Genomic DNA, 19,952 nt, shown 5'->3' on the forward strand with positions numbered 1-19,952 from the left:
GTTTTTTATTAATAAAATCTTTAATAACCTTTACAGCTATTCTTCGTCAAAAGAACCCATCACATCTTCGGCAAGGCTGGCAAAATCAGTTTCATTGGTAGAAATTACCTGTTCGTAGGCTTCTTTATCCCAAATTTCGAAAAGTTCTCCTGCACTGGTGATTACTACATCCTTCTGAAGATTTGAAAAAGTCATCAGGTCTTTGGAAATCTGTAATCTTCCTGCATTATCCAATTCTACTGTTTTTACTCCTGCCGTAAACATTCGTATGAAATCAGCATTCTTTTTTATGAATCTGTTCAGTTTATTAATTTTGCCCATCAGTTTATCCCACGCATTCATTGGATAGACCTCCAGACAAGGTTGGAACACAGATCTTTTGACTACAAACGCCTTATCGTCGAAGTTTTCCATCTGTTTGATTAAAGATGAAGGAACTTTTAAGCGGCCTTTGTCGTCAATTTTACACTCATATGTCCCAATGAAATTTTTCATTTGGGACAAATTTATATAATAATTTCCAAAATTTCCCACTTTTTCCCACTTTTTGACTCAATGTTAATAAGTTTTATTAAAGATTGAGTTCTAAGAATGTAATTAGTTGATATGTAGAATGTTGTTAAAAGTGTTATTTAAGCCATAATAATGGGATTTTGAAAAAAAAAGTTAAAAAGGAGAATATTGTATTATTTTTATCTTAAATTAGGATAATCAAAATATTTTTGAGGTTTAATTTGTATTTTTGCAGGGCTTTATTAAGGCATTATATGATATTTAGTACAAAAAAAGAAAAGAAATATTCCTATGTGGAGGCTGGGGAAGGACATCCATTAGTGCTGTTGCACGGATTAATGGGTGGTTTGAGTAATTTCGATAAAATGGTAGATTTTTTTTCGGACAGAGGATTCAAAGTATATGTTCCTCAGTTGCCCATCTATGATTTGCCGGTACTCAATACCAATCTTACCACTATCGCAAAATATATCATCAAGTTTATAGAAAGTCATATTTCTGGTCCCGTTACTATTGTTGGGAACTCAATGGGAGGTCATGTAGGACTTATTTTAACTTTGGCAAGACCTGATCTGGTAAAGAACCTTGTTCTGACTGGTAGTTCAGGCTTGTACGAAAGAACTTTTGGGGACAGTTTTCCAAGAAAGAATGACAGGTCTTATATCAGAAAGAAAACAGAAGAAGTTTTTTATGACCCAAAAGTGGCTACTGAAGATCTTGTAGATGAAGTTTTTGCAGTGGTAAATGATAGAATGAAAGGAATAAAAACAGTAATGCTGGCAAGAAGTGCCATCAAACACAATATGCTGAACGACCTTCCAAAGATTGTGACACCCACATGTCTGATCTGGGGGAAGCAGGATAATGTAACACCCCCGGAAGTAGCGGAGGATATGCATAAGTTTATTCCAAATTCAGATTTGTTCTGGATTGATCATTGCGGTCATGCTGCAATGATGGAAAAGCCGGATGAATTCAATGAAACCCTATATAACTGGATAAAAGATAAAGTTTAAATACATAACAAATAACCATTAAGAGCTTTTCTTAATGGTTTATTTTTCTAAAATATATTCAAGATGATTATTAAGACAGCAACGTTTATAAAAAGTAGTGGAAAATGGCAGGAATGTCCTGAGCCGAATATCCCTGAGTATGCTTTTATCGGAAGATCTAATGTGGGAAAATCGTCATTAATCAATGCAATGATGAATCACAAGGATCTTGCAAAAACGTCTCAAACTCCTGGAAAAACTCAGCTGATCAATCATTTTTACGTGAATGAAAACTGGTATCTTACCGATTTGCCTGGATATGGATATGCAAAGGTTTCAAAAGTTCAGAGAAAGGATTTTGAGAAACTGATTACCAATTATATCCTGAACCGAAGAAATCTTGTGAATCTTTTTGTATTGGTAGATATTAGACATAAGCCTCAGGCTATAGATCTTGATTTTATGCAATGGTGTGGAGAGAGCGGTGTTCCGTTTTCAATTGTGTTTACAAAAGCAGATAAGCTGAAGCCCAATGCTGTCATCAAAAACGTTGAAGATTATAAATTGGAATTGCATAAAACCTGGGAAGATCTTCCTGAATTATATATCACTTCAGCTGAAAAGAAAGAGGGTGGTGATGCTATTTTAAATTTTATTGAAAAGACGAATGATTTTTTAACTCAAAATGGAGTAAGCTTCGATGAGTAGTATTGTTTGGAAAGTAAAAACCTTTGATGAGTTTACAGTTCCTGAACTGTATGCTGTATTGAAGGCCCGCATTGATGTTTTTGTTATAGAGCAGAACTGTCCGTATCCTGATTTGGATAATTATGATCAGAAAGCAGTTCACCTCTGGGCAGAAGAAAACGAAAATGTATTGGCATACTGCCGTATTTTTGATAAAGGAATAAAATATGATGAAACTTCTATTGGAAGGGTTCTCACATCAGAAAAGGGCAGAGGAAGAAGCTTAGGAAAGCTATTGATTAAATATGCTGTAGATATCATAGAAAATCGTTTTCATACTTCTGAAATCAGAATTTCAGCACAGGATTATCTGCTGAGATTTTATGGTGATTTCGGTTTTGAAGATACTGGAAAGAAATATCTGGAGGATGATATTCCGCATACGGAAATGATTAGAAAATAAAGAAAAAAGGTATCTCAGATGGGATACCTTTTTCAATGGTTATATGTTGAGTGTTTTTTTAGATTATTTGAATTTCATGGTTATTAGCTTTGCATTTTAATTGCATCCGGCACAATAAGATCTATCTACATACTGTTTACTGTTTCCTGAGTAATAATAACATCCACCTCTTGACCCAACATATAGTTGATTCCCATTGTAAGTACAGCCTTTACTTCTTGAACTTGAAGTGTAAGATTTTGAGGGAGTGTAACTTGATCTTTTCGATTTGCTTTTTTTGCTTGACTTTGTTTTTCCTTTTCCAGGGTTTTTAGTAAATTCTGTTGTTGAAGCAGTATTGTTGGTAGATGCCAAAATGCTTGTAGGCAATAATAAGCCAAGGCCTAGAAGACCTGTAAAAAGTAGTTTTTTCATAGTATTTGTTTTTTGATTATATAAATAGTTTTCATGGTTATTGAAACAATTTTTTATTGTGGGTGGATAGATGAATCTTAATAATTTTCTAATGTTTTGTGGAGCTCTTCTCTAAAATTATAGATTTCATCAAGGTTACCAAGCAGTACTTTTTCACCAGCATCCTTGCCATTATGAAATGTTTCTATATACTTATTAGTGGTGTTGAAATGAAGTCTACAAAGTGGTTTTCTGTTATTATCGTCCAGCAAAATTCCAAAATAAGATAGTGTATCTCTGTAGGCTATACGTGTTGAAGGAATTTTTTCTCTCATAATTGCTTTTACAATTTGAAAACCTTCAAGTTCTTCTTCGGTAGTAACAATTCTTGAATCGTTATTCTCGTCAATGGGTTGTGGCGTTTTTATATCATCATCCAGCTTCTCAATTTGCTCATTAATACTTAATGCAGATTTCAATCTAAAACTAATAGATTCATTGATGGAGGTTGTTAATGCTTTTTTTGTGTACTCTTTAAAAGAAACTAATCTACTGGCTGTAATAGGTTTATCAAAAAATCTATTCACTAAAAGCTTAACAATCTCATCAGAAGGGGTCTCTATTTCTTTTTCAAATTCTTTTCTTATTGCTTTAATATATTTTAAAGCTTCAGCAGAATCCAGAATATTTTCAAGATTATAGTCTTTCTTAGTAAAGCTTTCAAGAATTTTAATGGAGCTATCTTTTAAATCTTCAATATTTATGGTGAAAAAGGGTTTTTCATCCATAATATTAGGTTTCTCAAGATCGGTATAGAAATTATAGACAATACCGTTGGTAAGAACTCCAAACCGTGTTTTAGAAACGTGATAATATCTGTGAAGCTGAGAATTATGAGCATCGGCATTTTCTTTCCAGTGCTTACATTCAATGATAAAGATTGGTTCATCATTGTTTTTAATTACATAATCTACCTTTTCTCCTTTTTTTGTTCCTATATCACATACATGTTCGGGAACGACTTCAGTAGGATTGAATATATCATATCCTAAAATTTGTATAAAAGGCATTACAAAAGCATTTTTAGTAGCCTCTTCAGTGGCAATCTGATCTTTTAGTGCTACAACTTTTTGTTGTAATTGCTCAAGTTTAATCTTTAGATCCATGATATTATTATTAAAGGGTTTCATCTATTATTTCTGCTTCAGGGGCATTGCTTTTTACCGAAGCTATACCGTTTTCCATTGCTGTCTTAGAGCTGTATAACTGACTTTTACCAATAATTTCTCCGTTTCGAGCCTTCAAAACAAAATAGTCTTTATCATTTACTGAGACTTTTCTTTCATATTTTGAGTCTTCTACAGAATTGAGCTTTACAGATTCTATACCTTTATGACATGAAGCTTTTTGAACATAGCCTTCACTGGTTAGGATATTTTCTCCGTTTCCGGCTTTCAGATTGAATTGATATTCTTTATCTGCTCTTCGGGTGATCACAAATTTTCCCATGATTGTTTTTATTTTTAATAAACTTTTCTGAAATTTCTATTTCATTAAGAATTTGTTGATTAGGTAAAATGATTTGAGTTTCTCCTGAGGGACTCTCCAAAATATATGCGCCAGATCTGCAGTTTTTAAATCTATATATGAAAGCGTTTAACCCGGCAACGAATCCCTCGTTTGTTGTTATTCCGTAAACGTGTTTGGAACAACTTGTTCTGAAAATACATTTTCTTCTTTTTGCAGGTGGAGTTACCAACCAATAGACTTTAATAAGAAGTATTAATAGATTTTTCATTTTTATTTTTTGTAAAAACAGCCATTTGGTAAGATGTCATATAGCCTGGTTTATGACCAAGTCCAAAGCATCCTTCAACAGGTTGTATATATGTGGATACACTTTCTAACCTTAGATATTCCCAGCCGTCACTAGTGTTCACTTTTATTAAATTCTCTAGTTGTTCTGCAATATTTTTTGAACTCATATTTTGTTGATTTGCAGTGGCAACAAATGGTACTACTTTGTATTCCATGATTATTTTTATTTATGGGTCAAAAATATAACCCTTTAAAAACCAATCCTTACGGGAACCCGTAAAAATAAAAAACCTTTCAAAAATATTGAAAGGTTGTATAAAAAATTGAGTTGGTTTTTATAGTCTAAATAATTCCTAAATCTTTACAAAAAGCGACAAGCTGTTCATTATTGGTAATCCCAAGTTCTTCTTTCAGACTATTGAGTTTTTTCTCTACACTGCTCAGACTGTTGGGTTTGATATTATTATTTTGAAGATAGACAGGTATGTTTTTTTGAAGAACCCCTTGCGCTAAGAGAGAAACAAGAGTGATGTCATATTCTGAAAACTCATAGCTGTTTAGTTTCTTCACTTCCTGTTTAAGATCAAGTGAGAGATAATTGTTCCCTTCATATACTGAAGCAATTGCTTTTTTTAAATCTTTGGCATCATTTCTTGCTTTACGAACAAATCCATTGATTCCATATTCTGTAAAAAGAGAATTGATAACACCGGATTTATGTTCAGAAGAAAAAACAATTGTTTTTAAGGCAGGTTGTAGCTCTTTTACGGCTTTGATGAGTTCTTTACCGTCTTTAATCTTTTGTTCGTGATGATCTTCTTCAAAGGAAAGATCTGTAATTAATAAGTCATAGAAATCTGTTTCCCGGATTGATTTTTGAATTTTAGCTACTGCATCATCACAATAATACACATAATCTGCGTTGGAAATATTAAGATCTTCCAGTGTTCTTTGTACAGAAATACTGCTGCTTTCGTGGTCTTCGGCTATTAAAATTTTTTTGAACATTTCTTTTTTCATTTTAAGAAATAGGAAATGAAATATTGATTTTCAATCCTTTTTCTGTTGTATTGTCAAAAATAATGGTCCCTTTTATTTTCTCAATACGGGAAACCGTATTTGATAATCCATTTCCATGGATAATTTCTCCTGGTATTCCAATTCCATTGTCTTTATACTGAATGTTTATCCGGTTATTATTTTTTTCAAATTTAAAACCTACAAGATTGGCCTGACTGTGTTTTTTCATATTGACCAACAATTCACGGATAACCTGGAAAATTTCACTTTGAGCCGTTCTATTTACATCATTCCATAAGGTTTGGCTGTTTCCGGTCAGGAAAGGATTGACTTTATCGCTATTAAAGGAGTGAATGAGATTATATATTTTTTCAGCAAATTCTACAGTATCCTTAATCTCCGGTTTTTCATACGAAATGTCTCTGGATTTTTCATAAACAAATTCCAATTCATCCAGAGCCTTCTCTTTATCAAAATTTTCTTGATTTTCAATTTTGGTCATTACCTGATAGATCCCATTGGCTACTACATCATGGACTTTTTTAGACATTTTGAGCTGAGTGTTTTTTATTTCAAGCTCTTTTTCTTTTTGAAGTCTTTTCTTTCTTCGCCTATTCCATAGATAACCACTAATTAACAGTAGTGATAAAGCTGCTAATATAACATTTTGTTGTAATAGTTTGATCTTGCTTTCTGCATTTTGAGTTTTTAACGTCTGATTTTCTGCATTTTTTTTCTCACTATCATATTTGATGTATGCAAACCCATTCCTATAATCATTTCTACTTCTCTGAATACTGTCTGAAAGGATTTTATAAACTTTGAAATTCTGTCTGGAGTTTGATGGAGTGTCTACAGCAATAATCTTTTCCATAGCTTCAAGTCTATCTTCGGGACTTTTGATTTTAATAGCATTTTGAAGCATTTTTTTTGCATAATTTAAAGAAGCTTCCGGAGCTTTTTTTTGATTGATTTCTGATAAATGAGCATAGCTGGAATTGGCTCCCCACAGATCATTGTTTTGTAATTTATCGGTTAATAGGCTTTCAAATTCTTTCTGAGCGGGATAATTGTTATTCTGTAACCATTGAATATAAACGGTGTTTTCTTTAATTCTATTGATAAGATTTTTATCTGAAATTTTTGTTAGATCAATTTGACCCAATGTTTTTAGGGCATGGGTATACTTTCCCTGTCTATATTCACTTGCGGATTTATTGTTGATGAGATTTGCCTTTTCTTCAATAGATTTAATTTCTTCTGCAAGCGCTTTTGTATACCATTTTTCTGCTTCTGAATATTCTTTTTGATCATATTTTAGATTTCCCAGACTACCATACACAGAATAATAGCTTTCGTCACCTTCTTTCATATAATTTAAAGCCTCCACTAATGTAGCTTCTGATCCCAGATAATCACCAGTGTAGTTTTGAACAATAGACTGATAGATTAAACTCTTTGAAATTTTTACAGAGTCTTTTAGCTTGCTGTAATGAATAATAGCCTGCTGAAATTTTGAGTAGGCCTTGATATTATCATTTTGTACTAGGGCAATTCCCTCTTTATACAAGCTATCATTACCTTCTGTTGCTGTAGGGTCACCCTTCTTATCTTTTCCGCAGGAAACAAGAATTAGTAGGCAAAAAAATAGATATTTCATCATCCCACTAAAATAAATAAAAAACCACTCATAAAAAGAGTGGTTTGCTAAAACTTATATTTTTGGTGGTCTTACAGGACCTGTATCACCACCTGTATCACCCGGATCAACGCCTGAACCACCTTGATTGGTACCGTTCTGTGTTGTAATTGGCGTTGTATTACTATCGTTTGTTGTATTGGTATTATTATCTGAGAATGCTAGTCCAAGTAGCATTAAAATCAATTGTATCATTTCCTTAAAAATTTTTTCGTTTGAAATTGTTTTTCTTCCTCCCAAGACATTTTTATCTCGGGCAGTACACAGTTAAAATTTCGAAGCGCTTCTAATTTGTTGGGAAGTGAACCTTCAAAAACGGAGGAGAAACATCTGCTTCCCAACCCGGAGTTTTCCCTCCGTTTTATCTGGTGATTTTGAAATCAGTTTTGTAAATTTGTTTTTGTAATGTTTTGTTTTTCACTGATTTTCTGAAGCAAAGATGCGACAAACTGTGACGCATGTGTTAGTCACGTTTTGGACATCAATGGACACGAAATGGACGATGAAGGCTTTATGGGAATCCGTAATGTGGTATGATGAATAATCACCTATTTTGTAAAGACTCAAAAAACTATATATGTCCAAGAAAAAACTATTAATTCATGAGGTATTCAATAAAGCTCGAGAAGACTTTCCCGGGGAAAGCACAAAGAGTGGTTGGGCTTCCGAATTGTCTGATCATTTTGAAAAGAATATGAATTTTATGATTAATGAGAAGACATTTACGAGGTATTATGATACTTGTATACGTGATGACCGGGATGCCAACATAAAGGATATGCTAATTCTTAATAAGCTTAGCGAATATATTGGTTATAAGGATTTTATTGATTTTTCGAATACGTTTGTCAAAAAAGATGAAGAAGCTAATAAAACGACAGTTAAAATAACTGTTGATAAGGATGAACAATCCATATCTGATAAATTCTCGAAATTAAATATCAATATTACCAATGAACAGCATTTTAAAATGCCTGATTTTTTAAAACAAAATGGGCTTGGCATTTTAGAGATTACTTTGATTTTGTGTCTTGTAACCGGGAGTGTACATTTTTCTAGCAATAAGAAAATGAATAATGGGTCTTCTTATTCTTTGGGTTTTATGTCAGGAATGATGCCAATGGCAGATAAAAAATACATGTATTGGAATGGAGAAATGTATATTGGAACAGACAGCAGTTATATTAGCCCAGGAATAGATATTGTGGCTATGGATACTCATAAATTGCTGCACTTTAAAAAGATTATGAGGAAGGATACCTTGACTGATGTGAATTCTCTTGGAAAAACTTGGTATTCAAAGTATAATAATGAAGTTGAATTCTTTACAGATGATGGAATTGACCCTGATAATGGAAGGGAATTAAGAAAAGTCACATCTCTTATTATCTATAAGTATGCAGGAAAACAAAAAGATTCAATAGAACTTGTTGAATAAAAAAAGCGAAGGAAATTTCCTTCGCTTTTTTTATTACTCTGCATTCAACATTCCCAGTTCTCCAAAATACTTTTTAAACTTCTGGATTTTAGGTCCTACCACCGCGCTGCAGTAAGGCTGGGTAGGGTTATGATTGTAGTATCCTTGATGATACTGTTCTGCCGGCCAGAATTTTTCAAATGGAGCCAGTTCAGTGACGTAAGTTCCTGGCCATCTTCCTGATTCCTGAGAAACTTTAATGGCTTCTTCAGCTTTTGCTTTTTCTGCAGCATTTTTATAATAAATAACAGAACGATACTGCGTTCCGATGTCATTTCCTTGTCTGTTAAGCTGAGTAGGATCATGTAAGAAGAAGAAAACATCCATTAGTTGTTCGTAAGAAATTATGGAAGGGTTGTAAGTGATCTCTACCACTTCTGCATGACCAGTTTCTCCTGTGCAAACTTCCTGATAAGTCGGGTTGTCTTTATGGCCACCAGAATATCCTGAAATGGCAGATTCAACACCTTTTAAAAGATTGAAACAGCTTTCTACACACCAGAAGCATCCGCCACCGAAAACGATGGTTTCTAAATTATTGTTATCCATTTTTTGGTAATTATATTGTTTTATTACATTTTCCTGAGCTGTAAAGTTTGCGGAAAATGTTAATCAAAAGTAAGAAAAAGTTGATGGATTCTGATACGGATAGAGTGAATTGTTTTCATAGATAATACTAATGATAAAAGTAAGTCTGGGTTTATACAAAAGAGCTGTTTTTTAGACCACAAATGCATTAAATAAATTCATTCGTGAATTACGTGGCAAATAAAAAAAGCGATCTCATCATGAGATCGCTTTAAATATGATAAGTGTATCAGTTATTTTTCCCAAACCAAAGCGCTTGCTCCCAAAATAGCAGCGTCGGCTTCGTCCAGCTCACTGAATACTAGTTTTACTTTATTTCTAAAGATCGGAAGCAGGTTCCTTTCCATATGAAGTTTAGCAGGTTTTAAGATAAAATCTCCGGCTTTGATTACTCCACCGAATAACAGAATAGCTTGAGGTGAAGAAAACATTACAAAATTGGCTAATGCTTCACCCAGCTTTTGTCCTGTATATCTAAAAACCTCAATGGCAATCGGGTCTTCTTTCATTGCACATTCATATACTGTTTTAGAGTTGATTTCGTCTTCAGGATATTGGTTAAGCATAGATTCCGGGAACTCAGCTCTCATTTTCTTAGCTGTAATCGTAATTCCTGTAGCAGAAGCATAAGCTTCCAGGCTTCCTTCGGATCCTGTGCTCCAGTGTTTTCTTCCACCAGGTTTTACAATAGTGTGTCCTAATTCTCCTGCAAAACCATCATGTCCATAGATCAGGTTTCCGTTGGCGACAATACCACTTCCTACTCCTGTTCCCAAAGTAATCATGATGAAATCTTTCATTCCGCGTGCCGCTCCGAAAAGCATCTCTCCCAAAGCTGCTGCATTAGCATCATTGGTTACCGTACATCGCAGATTGAATTTTGCAGTCATCAGTTCAGCAAAAGGAATTACGCCTTTCCAAGGTAAATTGGGAGCTAATTCTATGGTTCCTTTATAATAGTTGGCGTTCGGTGCTCCTACACCAATTCCGTCGAAGTGCTTTTCAGCACCATGTTTTTCCATTAAAGGGTATACATGTTCATATAAAGCATCGATGAAATCTTCTACTTTATCATAGGCATCTGTTTTAAGGTTTCCTTTATCCAGAACTTCTCCACGGTGGTTTACAATTCCGAACTTGGTATTGGTTCCGCCGATGTCAACTCCAAGGGCAACCTGTTTTGATAAATCTATTAATGACATTTCTATTATTAAATTCTAAGGGCTAAAATTATAAAAAAGATTGTATTAATAGCTTATTAACCTTGTATTATTTAAAAGATTAAGCTGTTTTTACTGGTTTTTTCTTTCTTCGCCCCCACCAGATCATGAAACCTGTTACCGGAAGAGAAGCGCAGATAAGACTTACAATAAAAGCAATAATCTTTGTAGGAAGCCCTAAAATAGCCCCTACGTGAATATCATAATTGGCACTTACTACCTTCTCCCCAAAGTTTTTATCTTTTGGATCATGGGTATGCAGCAATTCACCTGAATTTTCATCAAAAATAAGGCTGCTGCTTTTGTGATAAGAGTAAGTAAGGTGTTTTACATATACTTCAAAGTTTGGATGCTCATGGTCATCCATGTGCTCATGCCCCAGATCTATGGCAAAGCCATAAGAATCAGGATATTTTTTTTCCACAGTGTTGATGATCTTATCAAGAGTAGTTTCAGTTCTCATTTCTATTGGAGCCTTTGTCTTGATATGAGAGAAGTCAGGATATTGGGTTTCTCCACCGGAAAATAGTACATAGATCATCGCTTGAACCACAAAGAAGGCATAAAATAATCCTGTGATTGAGAATATAAGGGCAAAAATTGAAGCATAAAAACCCAGTACATTATGAAGATCATAGTTTTTCCTTTTCCAACTCTTGATATTTTTCCATTTGAAAGAAAAACGCTGTTTTCTGGCTGCTTTATTCTTAGGCCACCATAAAACAATTCCTGTAATGAGCATGATGATGAAAATAATCACAGGTATTCCAACCACATAAGTTCCCCAGTCCTGCTTAAGAAGATAGCTCCAGTGGATCATTTTTACAATATTGAAGAATCCGTTCTTTTCATCATATACTCTGAGTACTTTTCCTGTATATGGGTTTACATAGGCTTGCTTATAGATAGGAAATTCATCAAAATAGTTCCAGGCGTTAGTATTATGTTCATACCAGAAGAACATATAGGACATTTTCTTGTCAATAGGAATATTAACCCAATGGATCGGATATTTCTCTTTTACCTGTTCAGCTACTGCTTTTTCCATAACACGAATGGGAAGAACCTGCTTTTGCTCAATGTTATTTTCATGGTGGTAGATTACATCCTTTCGGGTATAGTTTTCTACCTCATCCTTAAACACATATAATGCTCCGGTAATAGAGATGATAAAGATTAAAAACCCAATAACAAGCCCAAACCACAAATGGAGTTTTGCGGACCATTTTTTAAAAAATCCAGTTTTTTTCTTTTTGTGGTGATGATTTTTTTTCATATTACAGTTAAAGTTCTGCAAAGATAAACTTTACTTTTTATTTAGATTAATTAAAATTTGTATTCAATAATGAAAGTTCCTCTCATTCCCAGTGCATTAACGAATTCGCTGTCCCTTGCTGTCCACCACGCGATAGCAGGCTGGTATTTTTTATTGAATATGTTCTCAATACCTAAAGATAACTTCCAGTTGTGGTTAACTTCATAGCTTGACTTGAAATTGAAAACTGTATACTTCGGTACATACCCTTCTCCATAGGTATAGAGTCCTGCTTTCGGTTCAAACCGGTTTTGTGTAAAAGAATGGAGCATATCCAGCCCAACAGATAATGCCGGGATTGGCTTTGCCTGTACATAAGCAAGAACTTTAGGAGCTGAAATCCTGCTATTGTTGATCTTAGTAGAATAATCTCCATCATCTTTTACAGAGGTAATTCCTTCCATCCAGCTATAGCTTCCTCCAAACTGTATCCATCTTACCGGAGTAAAGTGTAAAAAACCTTCGACTCCATATACTATTTCTGGTGATCTCTGGATCATCAGAGCTCTGTCAGGGCTCTGTACAAATGAGGCTCCTAGTTTTGAAGTACTTACATAAGAAGTCAATTCATAATTAAGCCAGCTGGAAAGCTGTCCTGTTGCTCCCAGTTCGTAATTGTTGACAATAATGGGTTTTGTTTCAAGGCTTTTAATGGTTTCTGACGTTGAAGTTCTTAAGATTCTTCCTAATTCATTGATAGAGTAGGCCTGTGAAAAACTTGCAAAAAGATTAATATAAGGTTCAATATTATAACGGACTCCAATATTCCCTACTAAAGCATTGTAGTTGAGTTTTCCTCCTTCTACGGGAATGCTCTTGGTAAATGTTCCGTCACTTTTAATTACAGAAAGAGTATTAAAGTCATCTACATTTACTTTGATGTTTTCATAACGGAGTCCTGCCTTGATGGTCAATTTTTTAAACAAGTCAACTTTTGCTAATAAGAAAGGAGCAATATTGGTCATGTTCATATTAGGAGTCCAGAATCTGCCATCTTCCAATTTTTGTACGGTTTGATCGTTCAGAATATCAACTCCGTAGATGACTTCTCCCTGAGAATTGGCAGAATTCCAAAGTTGGGTATCAAAATTGAATCGGGCACCTGCTTTTTTTGAAAGCACATTAGACTGCCCACCATTAAAGAAGGTATCACTATAACCATAAACGGTTTTAAAGTCCTGATAATAAAGATTGATGTTTAGAGAAGTTCCGGCAAAAAGGTTTTTATTGTCATAACTTAGCCTGATATTGTGGTTTTTCGGTGTTCCCTGAGGAGTTGTTTCCAATCCTTTTCCTACTCCTTCACCAATCGTAGGCTTTGTACCATACTTTCCTGTACTTAGACCCAGATTAAGATCTGATCTTGAGGAATAACCAATATAAGATGCTTCAATTCTTTGATTATCATTAATGTTATACCCCAATTTCAACAAACCGTTGTAATTGTCCATTTTTGCAGTACTGTAAGTAGGACTTAGGAAGATACCGTCTGCGTCTTTCATATATCCTGTCCTTTCATATGCTAATGAAAGAGTGTAATCAAATTTGTTGACCTTACCGGATAAAAGCTGGCTGGCTCTTACTCCTAATGTGCCTCCATAAGGTTGCCCGGTAAAACCAATCTGTGATATTCCGGAAATCTTTTGATCCGTTTTATTTCTTTTTGTGATATAATTGATGATCCCTCCGTCAGCACCATTTCCGTAGATTGATGATGCTCCTTTAATGACCTCAACTCTTTCAATGGCTGAAGGATCTATCGATCTCAGATCTCTTGCTCCGTTTCGTAGTGGAGTAGACTGAGGAATTCCATCAATCAATACTAATACCTGGCGGCCTCTTAATGTTTGTCCGGTATTGGATGTCTGACCGGAATTGGTTCCTAAACTTGGAACGGTGTATTGCAATATGCTGGTGATATCTGAATTGACGGTCAACTGAGACTGAATCTGCTTTTCTCCAACCACTGTGATCGAGCTGGGAACTTCTTTAATGTTCTCTTTTTTTCTGGAAGCCGTCATCACAACCTCATCCACATTTTGGGTTTGTAAACTATCTTTTACCTGACCAAAAACGATTGTAGTTCCCAGACTAGCAGCTGATAAAATTGCTTTTTTCATTATATTTTCTTTCCTTGTTTCTTTCTTTTTCCCCACCAGACCAAAAATCCGGTAACAGGGAGTGAGGTACAGATAAGCCCTGCGATAAACCAGATGATTTTTCCAAGCAGTCCGAAATAAGATCCGGTATGGACATCATAATTGGCATTTGCATATTTTTCTGCGGCTTTTAGTTTGTGATGAGGTTTATTGGCTAGTAGTTTTCCTGAGTATTTATCGAAAGTAAGCAGGTTTCTTTCACTGAATCTTCCATCCTGACCATACACCGTGACCGGAAGATTTTTGAGCTCCTTTCCTTTTTTATTTTTTCCATTTAAAGTAATTCTGAAACTGGATGATTCTGCATATAGTTTTTCTGCCTGGAGTGCTGCAATATCAAAAACGGCATCTGACTTTACCATCAGAGAATCCGGAGATTTGATTTCCTTTTCTTTTGGCGGCTCCCAATAACCAGATATGGCAAGATTAAAAGTGTTTTTCACATAAGGATAGGCAAAGTAAATCCCCGTCACACTCATTATTAAGGCAATAAATAATGCATAGAACCCCAATACATTATGAAGATCATAATTTTTGCGTTTCCAGTTTTTTACATTTTCCCAATTGAACCAGAACCTTCCTTTTCGGGCATTTTTATTTTTAGGCCACCATAAAATGATACCCGTAATTAACATAATGATAAAGAGTACTGTAGGAATTCCCACTACATAAGGTCCCCATTCGGAATTCAATAGAAGTCCCCAGTGGATATATTTCAAAATGTTGAATACATCATATTTTTCATCATAAACAGCAAGAATTTGCCCTGTATACTGATTGACATAGACCTGCTTGTTGATTAATACCTGTTGAAAGTAGTTCCAGCCTTTCTTGCTCTTTTCATAATATAAAAAACGATAGGATTTTCCTTTGTCTAAGGATACTTCAACAGAGCTGATCGGGTATTTTTCATTGAGCTCCAAATTTACCTTTTCGCGAAGAATGCTAATGGGTAATGGCTTTTGGTTTGAAACGTTCTGTTGTACATAAATAGCGTCTTTACGAAGTATATTCTGTACTTCATCCTTAAAAACATATAAGGTCCCTGTAAGAGAGACTATGAAAACAATGATACCAACTGACAAACCAAACCACAGATGTAGTTTGGCAGACCATTTTTTGGTTGGAGAAATTTTCTTTTTATAGTGATGCTTTTTTTTCATAGCAAAAAGTTAACCCACGAGAGGGTTAACCTTTATTTTTAGAATTTATATGCTAAAGATATTCTGAAGTTTCTTGGTGCCTCAGCCTGGTAATAATATCCTCCTCTTTGGGTGTTGTTAGTGTCAGCCATTGTAAAGTTAATACTGCTTCCGCTGTACAGATATCTGTTGAAAACATTGAAAACATTTAAACCTACTCTGAATTGAGGATTTTCCCATGATATTCCGGCATCAAATTTCAGATAGTCATTCATTTGTAAAGGAGCATTTGTGCTTCCCCAGTTCCATGTACTTCTTCCTCCTAGAAAAGTTCCTCCAAAACTTAATCCAAAACCTTCAAGATCTCCTTGAGTAAATGTATAGTTTAACCAACCATTAATTGTGTGTTTTGCATATCCTGGAACAAGATCTCCTTTCGTTGCTTTCGCTGTTGTTTCTGTGAACTTATTTTCGGTAAATGCATAGTTAAGAATGGCATTAAATCCCTTTGTAATTTCTCCTTTCAAATCAAATTCCAATCCCTGAACTCGTGTTTTACCTAAAAGAATAGAAAAAACGCCTGTAATATCTGTAGGATCACCAGAAATAGCATTGTTCTTATTGATATTATAAAGTGATAATGTTGTATTCCATTTTCCATTAAACCAATCTCTTTTGAATCCAATCTCCATGCTATTTCCCGTAATTGGTTTTGCTGTAGTTCCATCTCTGAATAATCCTGACTGTGGGGTAAATGCTTGATCATATAATGCATAAGCAGAAGTGTTGGTATCAATTGAATAGCTTAAACCAATACGAGGAGTAATTCTGTTGGCTTCGGTTTTTGTTCCGTAGCTGTTTTCTTTTACATTAGTATAACGTGCAGCTACTGTTAATCTAAGTGCATCATCCAGAAAGCCTAATTCATCTTGTAAATATAATCCGGTATATTCCTGCTCAATAGTACCATAAGGAGTTGCTCTTTCCAACAATGATTTTCCTTGATTATCAAATTTAGGATAACCTGCACTTGGGGGGATATAAGTTCCTGCATTAAGGTCAAAAGGTTTTTCCTCGGTATCCAGGGGTCCGCTTTTAGACCAATCAGCTAGATATTTTTTTGAACCGAGATCGAGACCTGTCAATATTTTATGTGAAACCGGACCTGTTTTTAAGTATCCATTCAGGAATACTTGTCCAAATTTCATTACATTACTCGCCTCCCAGAAATTAAGAGTTCTTATGAACTTTGTATCAGAAATAAATTTACCCGGCCAGATATCACTTCCCATCGTATATTCATTTACATATGATAGTTGGGTTGTTAATTTCCAGTTATCATTAAACTTATGCTGTAAATTTAAATTTACTGTATGATTTGTAATTCTTGTAGGATCAATTCCAGGGTCAGACACGGTATATTCAACAGGTTTTTTACCGTAGCCTTCGAAACTATAAACATACGCTGACCCTACTTCAGACATTTTAGCTTTTTGATAAATATATTCAACTACTGCAGTAGTTTTGTCAGTAAGATTTACCTTTAATGAAGGGTTGATTATATATCGATCGTTAAACTCATAATCTCTGAAACTTTTTTTGTTCTGAGCCATCATATTTAACCTGAAAGCAACCTTGTCAGTAATTTTGGTATCAATATCAGTTTCTCCTCTATACATATTAAAACTCCCAAGTGTCACTTTTGCTGTTCCGTTTAGTGCCTTTCCTGTAGGTTTTTTTGTAACAATATTGTAAATACCGCTTGGTTCTCCATTTGACATTAAAAACCCGGATGGTCCTTTGATAAATTCGATATGATCTACGTAACTCATATCTTCGCTTAACGGTCCCCAGTTAGAGGTTACATTAACTCCATTCATAAAAGCAGCCGCTCTGGATCCTCTCATATTTACTCTGGTATACATATCTCCCCAATGCTCAAGTCTCTGAGCTCCGGCAACGTTTCTTAATACACCATCACTTAATGTAGTCACCTGCTGATCTTCTAAAGCTTTATTGGTAATGATTGAGATGTTCTGCGGAATTTTGATCAGTGCCTCATCCAGTCGAAGAGATGATGAACCTTCTTTTTCAACATATTTTTTATAATATCTTCCGTTGACAACAACTTCTTCAATATTATTAGATTTAATCGTGTCTTTTTCCTGAGCAAATGTTAACATGGAAGCTAATACTGCTGCTCCTATCGTAAGTTTTTTCATTGTTTATAAAGGGAAGTAAATTAAAATAACAGTTTAAAATTTATATGTAAGAGTTCCCACAGCATTGATGAGTCTTTGTGGGTTGGCGGTTGTATATCCAATCCAATAATGTTGATTGGTAAAGTTGTCTACCTTTACCCCAATTCTGAATTTTCTGGCATCATAATAAGCACTGGCATTCAGTACAATGTATGATGGTAGTGAGAAAACTCCGTCTGCAGAATTATATATTTTGTTTTCGCTGGCATAATTTCCTCCAATCCCAAATCCCAATCCTTTCAGTTTTCCGTCTAAGAATTGATAGCTGGCATATAAATTTGCCAAATAAGGAGAACCTGATGTATTAGGTCTTCTGTCTGCTACGGAAGGATCTGCTTTTGTGTATTTTGAATCATTGTAAGTAAACCCAGCAATGGCTGTGAAACCTCTAACCAGATAAGCATTGACCTCAAGTTCAATACCTTTACTTACGATAGTTCCATCCTGAATCTGCGCTTGTGGGTTAGATGCAAGCTGTAAATTTCTTAAAACATCTTTTACTTTAATATTGTAATAACTAAAGGTAGAAGAGACCTTTCCGTTAAAAAGGCTTGTTTTGATTCCTCCTTCCATTTGGTTAGCCTGTTCAGGAAGCGGGGTTCTTGTAATTCCTGCATTATCAATGTAATATGAAAGGTTTTTAAAACTGTTCTGATAGTTTCCAAAAACAGAAACCTTGTCCTTAATAATTTCATAAACGATGCCTAGCTTTGGAGAAAAAAACGTCTGATTTAGCTTTTTTTCATCAACTTTATCCGGTTTATTAATGAAATTATCAACTCTTAAAGCCATTAATACATTAAGATTGTCAGTAATATTGAGTACGTTCGACAAGTATACGGCGTAGTTCTCCTGTATTCCTTTTATCAGGTAAGGGGATTCATTTCCAGCTAGGGCATTGTATTGTGCTTGAAGAGTTGTACCGTTAAAATTTGTATAATCAAAACCTGGCTGATGTAAAGGAACAGGGATTGAGTTTCCTTTTTCGTCCTTATCAAACCCATTTACATCATAAAAGTTCTGATTATTATTTACCCTCAAATAATCGAAACCTAAAACGACTCTGTTTCTTAAATTTCCAATCCTGAAATCACCGTTAAAGTTTTGTTGAAAATTCAGAGATCTTTTTCTGCTATCTCTTGTAGATTGGTCACTTCTATATATATTGTCTGCACTATCTCCCATGAAATACAGATAGGGCATAAATCCATTAGAATAACTGGATGATGTACTAAAATTGGTATTTGAAGTGATTGTGTTTGAGATTTTGTAATTAACCTGTCCGAAGAAGTTGATGCTTCTTCCCGTATTGGTAAGGTCTTTTCCCAGGTATGAATTTCTATAATCGAGATTAAGATCTTTGATGTTGTTTACCTTTTGCAGATAAGAGCCTGAATAAAAGAAAATGGTCTGATCGCTCATATTCTTCATCTGGAATAGCTCCATATCAAGATTGATGCTTAATCGGTCATTAGGTTTATAGCTTACACTCGGAGCAATGGCAAGATTTCTTCTGAATCCTTCTGTTTGGAAAGTTCCTTCATTAGTATAAGCCGAGTTTAATCGGAATAGCAATTTTTTATCCTGAGTAAGAGGTGTATTGATATCTACAGCTGCTCTGTAAGTGTTGTAGCTACCGCCCGCAAAGCTAATGTTTCCTCCAAATGTATCATAAGGTTTTTTAGTTACCCTGTTGATTACTCCACCATAACTTGATAGTAAACTTCCGAATAATGTTCCTGAAGGACCTTTAAGAACTTCTATTTTTTCAAGGTTGATGGCATCTATAGTTCCTGTTACTGCTCCCAATACTCCGTTTCTTAAAGAATTGGAAGAGACAAAGCCTCTTAAGCTTACATAAGCTCCACCATCACCAGCTCTACCATTAGATGTCCACATATTTTGAAGACCAGTAATGTTTTTGAAGGCATCGTCAACGGTATAAATTCCTTGATTTTCTAAAATGACTTTATCAATAGTAGAATAAACTTGTGGGTTTTCAATTGCTTTTAAAGGCATTTTATTTGAAGATTCACTATCTTTTTTTATATATGTACTAATGATGATGGCATCGATGCTTTTGGTTTTTATAGAATCCTTTTCTTGGGCAAAAGTGAATACAGAACCCAGCAAAGAAGCATACATCAGTACATTTTTCATGAAAGTCAAATTTTATGCAAATATATTGTTTTTAACTATTCT

The 19,952-nt window shown here is 34.7% G+C and carries 20 protein-coding genes; 4 read left to right on the forward strand and 16 right to left on the reverse strand.

Annotated elements, in window-relative coordinates; all coding sequences use genetic code 11:
- Positions 1-36: 36 nt before the first annotated feature.
- Entirely contained in the window at positions 37-495 is a 459-nt protein-coding gene (mraZ, locus tag AC3HD6_RS08200; RefSeq protein WP_045492316.1) for a division/cell wall cluster transcriptional repressor MraZ, read from the reverse strand.
- Between the two features lie 272 nt (positions 496-767).
- Here mraZ and AC3HD6_RS08205 point away from each other — a divergent pair, with 272 nt between their 5' ends.
- From AC3HD6_RS08205 to AC3HD6_RS08215, 3 genes are all read left to right on the forward strand, one after another.
- Entirely contained in the window at positions 768-1,529 is a 762-nt protein-coding gene (locus AC3HD6_RS08205) for an alpha/beta fold hydrolase (protein ID WP_488895892.1), read from the forward strand.
- A 63-nt stretch (positions 1,530-1,592) separates the two neighbouring features.
- Positions 1,593-2,216 carry a ribosome biogenesis GTP-binding protein YihA/YsxC gene (gene yihA / locus AC3HD6_RS08210; RefSeq protein WP_488895893.1) on the forward strand — a complete coding sequence of 208 codons (624 nt, stop codon included), beginning with the start codon at positions 1,593-1,595 and terminating at the stop codon, positions 2,214-2,216.
- On the forward strand, positions 2,209-2,658 hold the full coding sequence (locus AC3HD6_RS08215) for a GNAT family N-acetyltransferase (protein WP_488895894.1): 450 nt from the start codon (positions 2,209-2,211) through the stop codon (positions 2,656-2,658). The genes yihA and AC3HD6_RS08215 overlap by 8 nt, the downstream gene beginning before the upstream one ends.
- A gap of 96 nt (positions 2,659-2,754) precedes the next feature.
- Here AC3HD6_RS08215 and AC3HD6_RS08220 read toward each other — a convergent pair whose 3' ends face one another.
- The 8 genes from AC3HD6_RS08220 to AC3HD6_RS08255 form a co-directional block, all read right to left on the reverse strand.
- A complete protein-coding gene (locus tag AC3HD6_RS08220) occupies positions 2,755-3,072 on the reverse strand; it encodes a hypothetical protein (protein ID WP_488895895.1) in 318 nt (105 codons plus the stop codon).
- Between the two features lie 77 nt (positions 3,073-3,149).
- On the reverse strand, positions 3,150-4,217 hold the full coding sequence (locus AC3HD6_RS08225) for a type I restriction endonuclease (RefSeq protein WP_488895896.1): 1,068 nt from the start codon (positions 4,215-4,217) through the stop codon (positions 3,150-3,152).
- Between the two features lie 10 nt (positions 4,218-4,227).
- Positions 4,228-4,560: a YegP family protein gene (locus AC3HD6_RS08230; RefSeq protein ID WP_488895897.1), complete on the reverse strand. Its 333-nt coding sequence runs from the start codon at positions 4,558-4,560 to the stop codon at positions 4,228-4,230.
- Positions 4,526-4,849: a membrane protein insertion efficiency factor YidD gene (gene yidD, locus AC3HD6_RS08235; RefSeq protein ID WP_488895898.1), complete on the reverse strand. Its 324-nt coding sequence runs from the start codon at positions 4,847-4,849 to the stop codon at positions 4,526-4,528. Before yidD ends, AC3HD6_RS08230 begins: the two co-directional genes overlap by 35 nt.
- Positions 4,821-5,084 (reverse strand): hypothetical protein, encoded by a 264-nt coding sequence (locus AC3HD6_RS08240; protein ID WP_488895899.1) that lies wholly within the window; start codon positions 5,082-5,084, stop codon positions 4,821-4,823. Before AC3HD6_RS08240 ends, yidD begins: the two co-directional genes overlap by 29 nt.
- A 127-nt stretch (positions 5,085-5,211) precedes the next feature.
- Positions 5,212-5,877: a response regulator gene (locus AC3HD6_RS08245; RefSeq protein WP_488895900.1), complete on the reverse strand. Its 666-nt coding sequence runs from the start codon at positions 5,875-5,877 to the stop codon at positions 5,212-5,214.
- A gap of 13 nt (positions 5,878-5,890) precedes the next feature.
- Positions 5,891-7,552, reverse strand: coding sequence for a tetratricopeptide repeat-containing sensor histidine kinase (locus AC3HD6_RS08250; RefSeq protein WP_488895901.1), 1,662 nt, complete (start codon positions 7,550-7,552; stop codon positions 5,891-5,893).
- Between the two features lie 51 nt (positions 7,553-7,603).
- On the reverse strand, positions 7,604-7,765 hold the full coding sequence (locus AC3HD6_RS08255; RefSeq protein ID WP_488895902.1) for a hypothetical protein: 162 nt from the start codon (positions 7,763-7,765) through the stop codon (positions 7,604-7,606).
- 400 nt (positions 7,766-8,165) lie between these two features.
- Here AC3HD6_RS08255 and AC3HD6_RS08260 point away from each other — a divergent pair, with 400 nt between their 5' ends.
- Positions 8,166-9,026, forward strand: a complete 861-nt coding sequence (locus AC3HD6_RS08260) for a hypothetical protein (RefSeq protein ID WP_488895903.1) — start codon at positions 8,166-8,168, stop codon at positions 9,024-9,026.
- Positions 9,027-9,059: 33 nt separating this feature from the next.
- Here AC3HD6_RS08260 and msrA read toward each other — a convergent pair whose 3' ends face one another.
- From msrA to AC3HD6_RS08295, 7 genes are all read right to left on the reverse strand, one after another.
- Entirely contained in the window at positions 9,060-9,614 is a 555-nt protein-coding gene (gene msrA / locus AC3HD6_RS08265) for a peptide-methionine (S)-S-oxide reductase MsrA (RefSeq protein WP_488895904.1), read from the reverse strand.
- 272 nt (positions 9,615-9,886) lie between these two features.
- The gene (locus AC3HD6_RS08270) at positions 9,887-10,855 is read right to left on the reverse strand and encodes an ROK family protein (protein WP_488895905.1); all 969 of its coding nucleotides are present in this window, start codon (positions 10,853-10,855) and stop codon (positions 9,887-9,889) included.
- Positions 10,856-10,934: 79 nt separating this feature from the next.
- The gene (locus tag AC3HD6_RS08275) at positions 10,935-12,149 is read right to left on the reverse strand and encodes a PepSY-associated TM helix domain-containing protein (protein ID WP_488895906.1); all 1,215 of its coding nucleotides are present in this window, start codon (positions 12,147-12,149) and stop codon (positions 10,935-10,937) included.
- A 50-nt stretch (positions 12,150-12,199) separates the two neighbouring features.
- Positions 12,200-14,308, reverse strand: a complete 2,109-nt coding sequence (locus tag AC3HD6_RS08280) for a TonB-dependent receptor (RefSeq protein ID WP_488895907.1) — start codon at positions 14,306-14,308, stop codon at positions 12,200-12,202.
- The gene (locus tag AC3HD6_RS08285; protein ID WP_488895908.1) at positions 14,308-15,510 is read right to left on the reverse strand and encodes a PepSY-associated TM helix domain-containing protein; all 1,203 of its coding nucleotides are present in this window, start codon (positions 15,508-15,510) and stop codon (positions 14,308-14,310) included. The genes AC3HD6_RS08280 and AC3HD6_RS08285 overlap by 1 nt, the downstream gene beginning before the upstream one ends.
- A gap of 38 nt (positions 15,511-15,548) precedes the next feature.
- A complete protein-coding gene (locus AC3HD6_RS08290) occupies positions 15,549-17,711 on the reverse strand; it encodes a TonB-dependent siderophore receptor (protein WP_488895909.1) in 2,163 nt (720 codons plus the stop codon).
- 33 nt (positions 17,712-17,744) lie between these two features.
- Positions 17,745-19,910: a TonB-dependent siderophore receptor gene (locus tag AC3HD6_RS08295; RefSeq protein WP_488895910.1), complete on the reverse strand. Its 2,166-nt coding sequence runs from the start codon at positions 19,908-19,910 to the stop codon at positions 17,745-17,747.
- Between the last annotated feature and the right edge of the window lie 42 nt (positions 19,911-19,952).

The sequence above is a fragment of the Chryseobacterium sp. II3a genome, assembly GCF_057815135.1.

What these genes read in the sequence shown, in the direction of transcription:
- AC3HD6_RS08250 (WP_488895901.1), bottom strand. Translation starts at nt 7,552, where the DNA reads ATGATGAAATATCTATTTTTTTGCCTACTAATTCTTGTTTCCTGCGGA.
- msrA (WP_488895904.1), bottom strand. Translation starts at nt 9,614, where the DNA reads ATGGATAACAATAATTTAGAAACCATCGTTTTCGGTGGCGGATGCTTC.
- AC3HD6_RS08230 (WP_488895897.1), bottom strand. Translation starts at nt 4,560, where the DNA reads ATGGGAAAATTTGTGATCACCCGAAGAGCAGATAAAGAATATCAATTC.
- yihA (WP_488895893.1), top strand. Translation starts at nt 1,593, where the DNA reads ATGATTATTAAGACAGCAACGTTTATAAAAAGTAGTGGAAAATGGCAG.
- yidD (WP_488895898.1), bottom strand. Translation starts at nt 4,849, where the DNA reads ATGAAAAATCTATTAATACTTCTTATTAAAGTCTATTGGTTGGTAACT.
- AC3HD6_RS08275 (WP_488895906.1), bottom strand. Translation starts at nt 12,149, where the DNA reads ATGAAAAAAAATCATCACCACAAAAAGAAAAAAACTGGATTTTTTAAA.
- AC3HD6_RS08290 (WP_488895909.1), bottom strand. Translation starts at nt 17,711, where the DNA reads ATGAAAAAACTTACGATAGGAGCAGCAGTATTAGCTTCCATGTTAACA.
- AC3HD6_RS08220 (WP_488895895.1), bottom strand. Translation starts at nt 3,072, where the DNA reads ATGAAAAAACTACTTTTTACAGGTCTTCTAGGCCTTGGCTTATTATTG.
- mraZ (WP_045492316.1), bottom strand. Translation starts at nt 495, where the DNA reads ATGAAAAATTTCATTGGGACATATGAGTGTAAAATTGACGACAAAGGC.
- AC3HD6_RS08295 (WP_488895910.1), bottom strand. Translation starts at nt 19,910, where the DNA reads ATGAAAAATGTACTGATGTATGCTTCTTTGCTGGGTTCTGTATTCACT.
- AC3HD6_RS08225 (WP_488895896.1), bottom strand. Translation starts at nt 4,217, where the DNA reads ATGGATCTAAAGATTAAACTTGAGCAATTACAACAAAAAGTTGTAGCA.
- AC3HD6_RS08205 (WP_488895892.1), top strand. Translation starts at nt 768, where the DNA reads ATGATATTTAGTACAAAAAAAGAAAAGAAATATTCCTATGTGGAGGCT.
- AC3HD6_RS08270 (WP_488895905.1), bottom strand. Translation starts at nt 10,855, where the DNA reads ATGTCATTAATAGATTTATCAAAACAGGTTGCCCTTGGAGTTGACATC.
- AC3HD6_RS08260 (WP_488895903.1), top strand. Translation starts at nt 8,166, where the DNA reads ATGTCCAAGAAAAAACTATTAATTCATGAGGTATTCAATAAAGCTCGA.
- AC3HD6_RS08245 (WP_488895900.1), bottom strand. Translation starts at nt 5,877, where the DNA reads ATGTTCAAAAAAATTTTAATAGCCGAAGACCACGAAAGCAGCAGTATT.
- AC3HD6_RS08280 (WP_488895907.1), bottom strand. Translation starts at nt 14,308, where the DNA reads ATGAAAAAAGCAATTTTATCAGCTGCTAGTCTGGGAACTACAATCGTT.
- AC3HD6_RS08215 (WP_488895894.1), top strand. Translation starts at nt 2,209, where the DNA reads ATGAGTAGTATTGTTTGGAAAGTAAAAACCTTTGATGAGTTTACAGTT.
- AC3HD6_RS08255 (WP_488895902.1), bottom strand. Translation starts at nt 7,765, where the DNA reads ATGCTACTTGGACTAGCATTCTCAGATAATAATACCAATACAACAAAC.
- AC3HD6_RS08285 (WP_488895908.1), bottom strand. Translation starts at nt 15,510, where the DNA reads ATGAAAAAAAAGCATCACTATAAAAAGAAAATTTCTCCAACCAAAAAA.
- AC3HD6_RS08240 (WP_488895899.1), bottom strand. Translation starts at nt 5,084, where the DNA reads ATGGAATACAAAGTAGTACCATTTGTTGCCACTGCAAATCAACAAAAT.